Source organism: Acrocarpospora phusangensis (genome assembly GCF_016862995.1).
Lineage (GTDB): Bacteria > Actinomycetota > Actinomycetes > Streptosporangiales > Streptosporangiaceae > Acrocarpospora > Acrocarpospora phusangensis.
In genome coordinates, this window is the sequence record NZ_BOOA01000158.1 from 1 (window position 1) to 6,710 (window position 6,710).

Sequence of the window (6,710 nt, forward strand, 5' to 3'; positions counted from 1 at the left end):
CACCAGGCCGATCCGGCCCGGCGTGGTGATGTCGGCCGGGATGATGCCCGCGTTCGAGGCGCCGGGTGAGGCGATGCCGGGGCAGTTCGGGCCGATGATGCGGGTCTTGTTGCCCTTGGCCACCGCGTAGGCCCAGAACTCGGTCGTGTCGTGGATCGGCACGCCCTCGGTGATCACGACGGCGAGCGGGATCCCCGCGTCGATGGCCTCCTTGACGGCGTCCTTGGTGAACGCCGGGGGCACGAAGATGACGCTGACGTCGGCGCCGGTGGCGGCCATCGCCTCGGCCACAGTGGCGAAGACCGGCAGGCCCTCGTGCACGGTGCCGGCCTTGCGCGGGTTCACGCCGCCGACGACCTTGGCGCCGGAGGCGAGCATGCGCAGCGTGTGCTTGGTGCCCTCCGACCCGGTGATGCCCTGAACGATGATCTTGCTGTTCTCGGTGAGCCAGATAGCCATTACGCACCTACCGCCGCGAGTTCGGCGGCACGCTTGGCCGCTTCGTCCATCGTGTCGACCAGTTCCACGCCGGGCAGCCCGGCGTTCTGCAGGATGTCGCGGCCGAGGGCCGCGTTGTTGCCGTCCAGGCGGACCACCAGCGGCCGGGTCACGGCCTCGCCGCGGTCCCCGAGCAGCTTGAACGCCGACACGATGCCGTTGGCGACCGCGTCACAGGCGGTGATCCCGCCGAACACGTTCACGAACACCGACTTCACGGCCGGGTCGGACAGGATGATCTCCAGCCCGTTGGCCATCACCTCGGCCGACGCGCCGCCGCCGATGTCCAGGAAGTTGGCCGGCTTGGGCCGGCCCTGCACCGACTCGCCCGCGTACGCGACGACGTCCAGCGTGGACATGACCAGGCCCGCGCCGTTGCCGATGATGCCGACGGAGCCGTCCAGCTTCACGTAGTTGAGGTTCTTCTCCTTGGCGCGGGCCTCCAGCGGGTCCTCCGCGGCCTTGTCGACGTAGACCTCGTGCTCCTTCTGGCGGAACTCGGCGTTCTCGTCCAGGGTGACCTTGCCGTCCAGCGCCTTGACCTGGCCGTCGGCGGCCAGGATGAGCGGGTTCACCTCGACCAGGGAGGCGTCCTCGTCCACGAAGACGGCCCAGAGCTTCTCGATCAGCTCGGCCGCGCCCTCCAGCGAGCGCTCCGGCAGGCCGCCGGCCTTCGCGATCTCGCGGGCCCTCGCCAGGTCCACCCCGGTGATCGGGCTGACCGGGATCTTCGCGACCTTCTCCGGCGCGGTGTGGGCGACCTCTTCGATGTCCATCCCGCCGGCGGCGGAGCAGATGGCGAGGAAGGTACGGTTCGCCCGGTCGAGCAGGAAGGAGAAGTAGTACTCCTCCGCGATGTTGCTCGCCTCCTCGATCAGGACCTTGTGGACCGTGTGGCCCTTGATGTCCATGCCGAGGATCTGGTCCGCCTTCTGCTCGGCGTCGGTGGCGTCGTCGGCCACCTTCACGCCGCCGGCCTTGCCGCGGCCCCCGGTCTTGACCTGGGCCTTGACGACCACGCGACCGGTCAGTTGCTCGGCAGCCGCGCGTGCCTCCGCCGCGGTGTGCGCGACGATGCCGCGCGGCACCGGGATGCCGTACTCCGCGAAGAGCTCCTTCGCCTGATGTTCGAACAGGTCCACGAGGGTCCGTCCCTTTGATGTCGCCTAGATGTCAGCGGCCAGACGGCTTCATCCAGCCTGGCTTTTCCGCGCAAAGAAGCCTAGCCCCAGCTTCCAGGTGACACTGTCATGGGGTTGCGTTTGTCGGGGCCTTTGTACGACCTACTGGGTTACTTGGGGGATAGAGCTGCGAACCCAGTTGACGATTTCGTCGGTAGTCGCCCCGGGAGTGAAGATTTGGGCCACGCCGAGGCGCTGGAGCTCGGGGATGTCCTCGTCGGGGATGATTCCGCCGCCGAATACAACGATGTCCTCCGCGTCCTGTTCGCGGAGGATCTCCAGGACGCGGGCGAAGAGGGTCATGTGCGCGCCGGAGAGGATCGACAGGCCGATCGCGGTGGCGTCCTCCTGGATCGCGGTCTGGACGATCTGCTCGGGCGTCTGGTGCAGGCCGGTGTAGATGACCTCCATGCCGGCGTCCCGAAGCGCCCGCGCCACGACCTTCACGCCCCGATCGTGCCCGTCAAGGCCCGGCTTTGCGACGACCACCCGAATCCTGGATTCCATGTCCGCACTTTAACCCCGCCCGAGTGGCGGCCGGGTTACAGCTTCTCCAGTTTGGCGTACACAAGGATCAAGGTCTTCTGGCCGGAGGAGCCGAAGTCGATCTTGGCGCTGGTCCTGGTGTCCTTGCCTTCGACGGAGATGACGGTGCCGAGGCCGAACTGGTCGTGGGTGACCCGGTCGCCGGGGCTGAGGTTGGGGATCGGGCGGTCGGTGGATCGGGCGGCGGGCGTGCGGGAGGAGGTGGCGGCGCGCCAGGCGTTCTTCTTGGGGTCGTTGCGCCAGTCGATCAGGTCCTGCGGCACTTCGGCGAGGAAGCGGGAGGCGGGGTTGAAGGACGGCGCGCCCCACGAGGTGCGGACAGCCGCGCGGGAGAGGTAGAGGCGCTGCTCGGCCCGGGTGATGCCGACGTAGGCGAGCCGGCGCTCCTCCTCCAGCTCCTTCGGGTCGCTGAGCGAGCGCAGGTGCGGGAAGACGCCGTCCTCCAGCGCGGTCAGGAAGACGACCGGGAACTCCAGGCCCTTGGCGGTGTGCAGGGTCATCAGGGTGACCACGCCGCCGTGGTCCTCCCCCTCGGGGATCTGGTCCGCGTCGGCGACCAGGGAGACCTGCTCCAGGAAGTCGACCAGCGTGCCCTCGGGGTTGGCCTCCTCGAACTCGGCCGCGACCGAGATGAGCTCGTTCAGGTTCTCCAGGCGGCTCTCGTCCTGCGGGTCGCCGGAGGTCTCCAGCTCGGTGCGGTAGCCGGTGCCGGAGAGCACCTCCTCGGCCAGGTCGGACAGGGGCAGCTCCTTGGCCCGCAGCTCGTCGAGGAGGGCGATGAAGTCCCTGATCGCGTTGAGCGACCGGGTGGCCAGCGCGGGCGCCTCGTCGGCCCGTCGCAGCGCCTCCCAGAAGCTGATCCGCTCACGCGTCGCGAACGTCTCGATGGTCGCCTCGGCCCGGTCCCCGATCCCCCGCTTGGGCACGTTGAGGATGCGCCGCAGCGACACGGTGTCGGCCGGATTGGCCAGCACCCGCAGGTACGCCAGGAGATCCTTGACCTCCTTGCGCTCGTAGAACCGCACCCCCCCGACCACCTTGTACGGCAGGCCGGTCCTGATGAAGATCTCCTCGAACACCCGGGAGGCCGAGTTGGTCCGGTAGAACACCGCGACCTGCCCCGGCGTGACGCCCTCGTCGTCGTGGAGCCGGTCGACCTCCTGCGCGACGAACATGGCCTCGTCGTGCTCGTTGTCCGCCACATACGCCACGATCTTGGAGCCGGCGCCCTGGTCCGACCAGAGGTTCTTCGGCTTGCGGCTCGCGTTCCGGGAGATGACCGCGTTGGCGGCGTTCAGGATGGTCTGCGTGGACCGGTAGTTCTGCTCCAGCAGGATGGTCTTGGCGGACGGATAGTCCCGCTCGAACTCCAGGATGTTGCGGATCGTGGCCCCGCGGAACGCGTAGATCGACTGGTCGGCGTCGCCCACCACGACCAGCTCGGCGGGCTCCAGCGGCTCCCCGTCCACCACCTCGACGCGCGTGCCCACCAGCTCCTTGACCAGCGTGTACTGCGCGTGGTTGGTGTCCTGGTACTCATCCACCATGACGTGCCTGAACCGGCGCCGGTAGTGCTCGGCCACGTCGGGGAAGAGCTGGAACAGCGCCACCGTGTTCATGATCAGGTCGTCGAAGTCCACCGCCCCGGCCTCGACCAGCCGCCGCTGATACAGCTTGTACGCCTCGGCGATCTGCTTCTCCAGATGCGTCTGCGCCTTGTCGGCCGCCGTGTCGTAGTCGACCAGTTCGTTCTTGAGGTTGCTCACCTGCGCCGAGAAGGACCGCGGCGGATACTTCTTCGGATCGAGGTCCAGCTCCCGGCAGACCAGCGCCATCAGCCGCTGCGAGTCGGCCTGGTCGTAGATCGAGAAACTGGACGGGAGCTGGAGCCGCTTGGCCTCCCGCCGCAGGATGCGCACGCACGCGCTGTGGAAGGTCATCACCCACATGGCCTTGGAGCGCGGCCCGACCAGCTTGTCGACCCGGTCCTTCATCTCCTTGGCGGCCTTGTTGGTGAAGGTGATCGCCAGGATCTCCCCCGGATGCGCGTGCCGCTCGGCCAGCAGGTACGCGATGCGGTGGGTGAGCACCCGCGTCTTGCCCGACCCGGCCCCGGCCACGATCAACAGGGGCCCGCCCTGGTGAACCACGGCCTCCCGCTGCTCGGGATTGAGGCCGTCTAGCAAGGGGTGGGATTCGAGGCTCGACACTCCCCTAGGTTATTGCCGCCGACCGACAACTCGCTGCGCGCCGGGGATTCTGGGGGTCAGGTGAACCGGCATTGGCGGGTTATGCCCGGATCGGGGTCGAGGTCGGTCTCCAGCATGAAGCCCGGCACGAACCCCCACGCCTCCAGTTCGCGTTTGCCGGCCGAGTGGTCGCCCTGGGTGTAGTACCAGATGTCGTTCCCGCCCGCGTGGCGCTCGCCTTTGGCCCAGCAGACGAACCAGCTCGGGTTGGACTCCAACTGGCCGACGATGACGCCGGTACGGGCGAATTCGTACACGTCGGCGGCGGGGGTGTTCGGGCACTCGTACAGGCCCTTCCAGACTTCGCCGCGGCGGTTGTCGGAGATCGTCGAGGCTTTGGCGACGCATCGGGCCACCGCCGGGCCGGGGGACTCCGTGCCGGCGGCGAAGGAGACCTCGGGGGAGGATCGGGTCAGTCCCCAGAGCGCGCCGGCCAGGCCGACGGCGACGGCGGCCACGACCACCGCGGTCGGCTGGCGTCGGCGGGCGGGCCGTACCGGCGGGGAGATCTTGATTTTCTCCGGGGTGGCCAGCGTGGTCCAGGTGGCGTGCCAGCGGCGGGACTGCTCCTGGATCGTCTTGGGCGGGCATCCGCCGTGGGCCAGGCACGCCTCGACGAAGCGCAGGGTGGCCGCTTCCGGGGGGCGGCTGAGCGGGTTGCGCCCGATCAGGTTGGAGATGGCCGACGGCGCCAGCCCGGAGCTCTTCGACAGGGTCGCGTACTTGGGGCGGCCGCACCAGGCGTGGAGTTCGCGGAGCCGCTCGGTGAACTCGGGCCAGCCGGGCACTCCCTCCGGTGTCGGCGGCGGTGAATCGTCACTGACGGCCATGGGCTCGGCCCCCTCGTTTTCTGCACGGGTCATCATGCCGGGCGCGCAATCCAGAATCAACCGGTTCTGAACGAAGCTCCTGACCTGGGAGAACGCCGTTCAGAACGGTTCCTGGCGGTTACCCCCTGACATCCGCCGGCCACCGCGTGCTTGATTTCGGTCACCACCCCGACGAGTCATGAGGAGGACTCAATGCGGAACATCGCCCGGATCGTGCTCATCGCGGCCTGTGCCTTCTTCGGGGCCGCCGTGCTCCCCTCGGCCGCTCAAGCCCTGCCCGGGCAGTACGTCACCACGTTCGCCGGCGCACCCGGACGCACCAGCGCCTGCCTGTACAACCCGTCGGCCTGCCCTTCGCCGATCGTCATCCCCGCGGGCTCCCATCTCGTGGCCTGCAAGGTCTTGGGTCCCACGGTCGTCTTGGGCGGGACTTCCAACCGCTGGTGGCTCCAGCTCAACCCCAGCTCCGGCCGGGTCTACATCTCGGCCGTCTACGTCGACAACTGGCACCAGGTGGAGAACAGCGTCCCCAACTGCTGAGCCCCGCCCCGCCAACCCCCCGTCCCGTACGCCCTCCTGAATTCACTTCTTGTTGAATTAATCTGGAAAGGAAAGCCCGATGTCCCTGTTCTCGAAGCTGCGCCGTCCCGCTCTCGGCCGGACCGTCCTGCTCGCGCTCACCCTGGCGGCCGCGGCCGTGCCGCTCGCCACCCAGACCGCCTCCGCCGGCGCCAAGGTCGCCATGACCGCCCGGCCCGACTTCCAGCTCCCCTTCCCCTGTGGGCAGCAGTGGCGGCTCGACACCTGGGCCCACTCCCCCGCCCTCGACATGGTGAAGGAGCCCAACCAGGTCGGCACCGAGGGCGCGCCCTTCGTGGCCGCCGCCGCGGGCCGGGTCGTGCAGTCCTACTTCCACGCCAACGCCGGGAACATGATCCAGATCGACCACGGCGGCGGCTGGTTCACCACCGGCATCCACCTCCAGTCGCGGGCCGTCGGCGTCGGCGCCGTCGTCTCCAAGGGCCAGGTCATCGGTGCCGTCGGGCGTACCGGGCCGACCTCCAACAACCACCCGCACCTCCACTTCGAGCAGGCCTTCGACGCCAACGGCAACGGCACGGCGACCTGGGGCGCGGCCGGCACCGAGCGGGTCAGCTCGGTCTTCAACGGCGTCACCTACGGCACCGCCAACGGCCAGACCTACCGCAACGTGAACAGCTGCGGCGGCACCCCGCCCTCCCAGTACTGGGTCGACACCTTCGCCGCCGCCCCCGGCTACTCCACCCCCGGCGGCACCCGCACCGGCACGCTGAACGCGGGCACCAACTACGTGTTCTGCAAGGTCTGGGGCCCGAACGTGCAGGTCGGCAGCGCCTACAACCACTGGTGGCTGAGGACCGACCTGG

7 protein-coding genes are annotated in these 6,710 nt (G+C 68.8%); 2 read left to right on the plus strand and 5 right to left on the minus strand.

Translation table 11 applies throughout. The features are described from left to right. The 5 genes from Aph01nite_RS40280 to Aph01nite_RS40300 all read right to left on the minus strand — a co-directional run. A partial coding sequence (locus Aph01nite_RS40280) for a CoA-binding protein (RefSeq protein ID WP_204046363.1) occupies positions 1-459 on the minus strand: 459 nt, incomplete at its 3' end. Next, positions 459-1,640, minus strand: a complete 1,182-nt coding sequence (gene sucC, locus Aph01nite_RS40285) for an ADP-forming succinate--CoA ligase subunit beta (protein ID WP_204046364.1) — start codon at positions 1,638-1,640, stop codon at positions 459-461. The genes Aph01nite_RS40280 and sucC, both read right to left, overlap by 1 nt. A gap of 141 nt (positions 1,641-1,781) precedes the next feature. Then, positions 1,782-2,186, minus strand: coding sequence for a coenzyme B12-dependent isobutyryl CoA mutase small subunit (gene icmB / locus Aph01nite_RS40290; protein ID WP_204046365.1), 405 nt, complete (start codon positions 2,184-2,186; stop codon positions 1,782-1,784). A 35-nt stretch (positions 2,187-2,221) separates the two neighbouring features. Continuing rightward, on the minus strand, positions 2,222-4,435 hold the full coding sequence (pcrA, locus tag Aph01nite_RS40295) for a DNA helicase PcrA (RefSeq protein WP_204046366.1): 2,214 nt from the start codon (positions 4,433-4,435) through the stop codon (positions 2,222-2,224). Between the two features lie 56 nt (positions 4,436-4,491). Beyond that, positions 4,492-5,304 (minus strand): hypothetical protein, encoded by an 813-nt coding sequence (locus Aph01nite_RS40300; protein ID WP_204046367.1) that lies wholly within the window; start codon positions 5,302-5,304, stop codon positions 4,492-4,494. Positions 5,305-5,496: 192 nt separating this feature from the next. On the opposite strand from Aph01nite_RS40300, the gene Aph01nite_RS40305 reads away from it, so the two are divergent. Together Aph01nite_RS40305 and Aph01nite_RS42390 are read left to right on the plus strand one after the other, a co-directional pair. Then, positions 5,497-5,844, plus strand: coding sequence for a hypothetical protein (locus tag Aph01nite_RS40305; protein ID WP_204046368.1), 348 nt, complete (start codon positions 5,497-5,499; stop codon positions 5,842-5,844). A gap of 79 nt (positions 5,845-5,923) precedes the next feature. Beyond that, a partial coding sequence (locus Aph01nite_RS42390) for a M23 family metallopeptidase (protein ID WP_275419369.1) occupies positions 5,924-6,710 on the plus strand: 787 nt, incomplete at its 3' end.

Bases quoted from the DNA above. Each gene is read 5' to 3' on its own strand.
- icmB (WP_204046365.1), bottom strand. From the start codon at position 2,186: ATGGAATCCAGGATTCGGGTGGTCGTCGCAAAGCCGGGCCTTGACGGG.
- Aph01nite_RS40305 (WP_204046368.1), top strand. From the start codon at position 5,497: ATGCGGAACATCGCCCGGATCGTGCTCATCGCGGCCTGTGCCTTCTTC.
- Aph01nite_RS40300 (WP_204046367.1), bottom strand. From the start codon at position 5,304: ATGGCCGTCAGTGACGATTCACCGCCGCCGACACCGGAGGGAGTGCCC.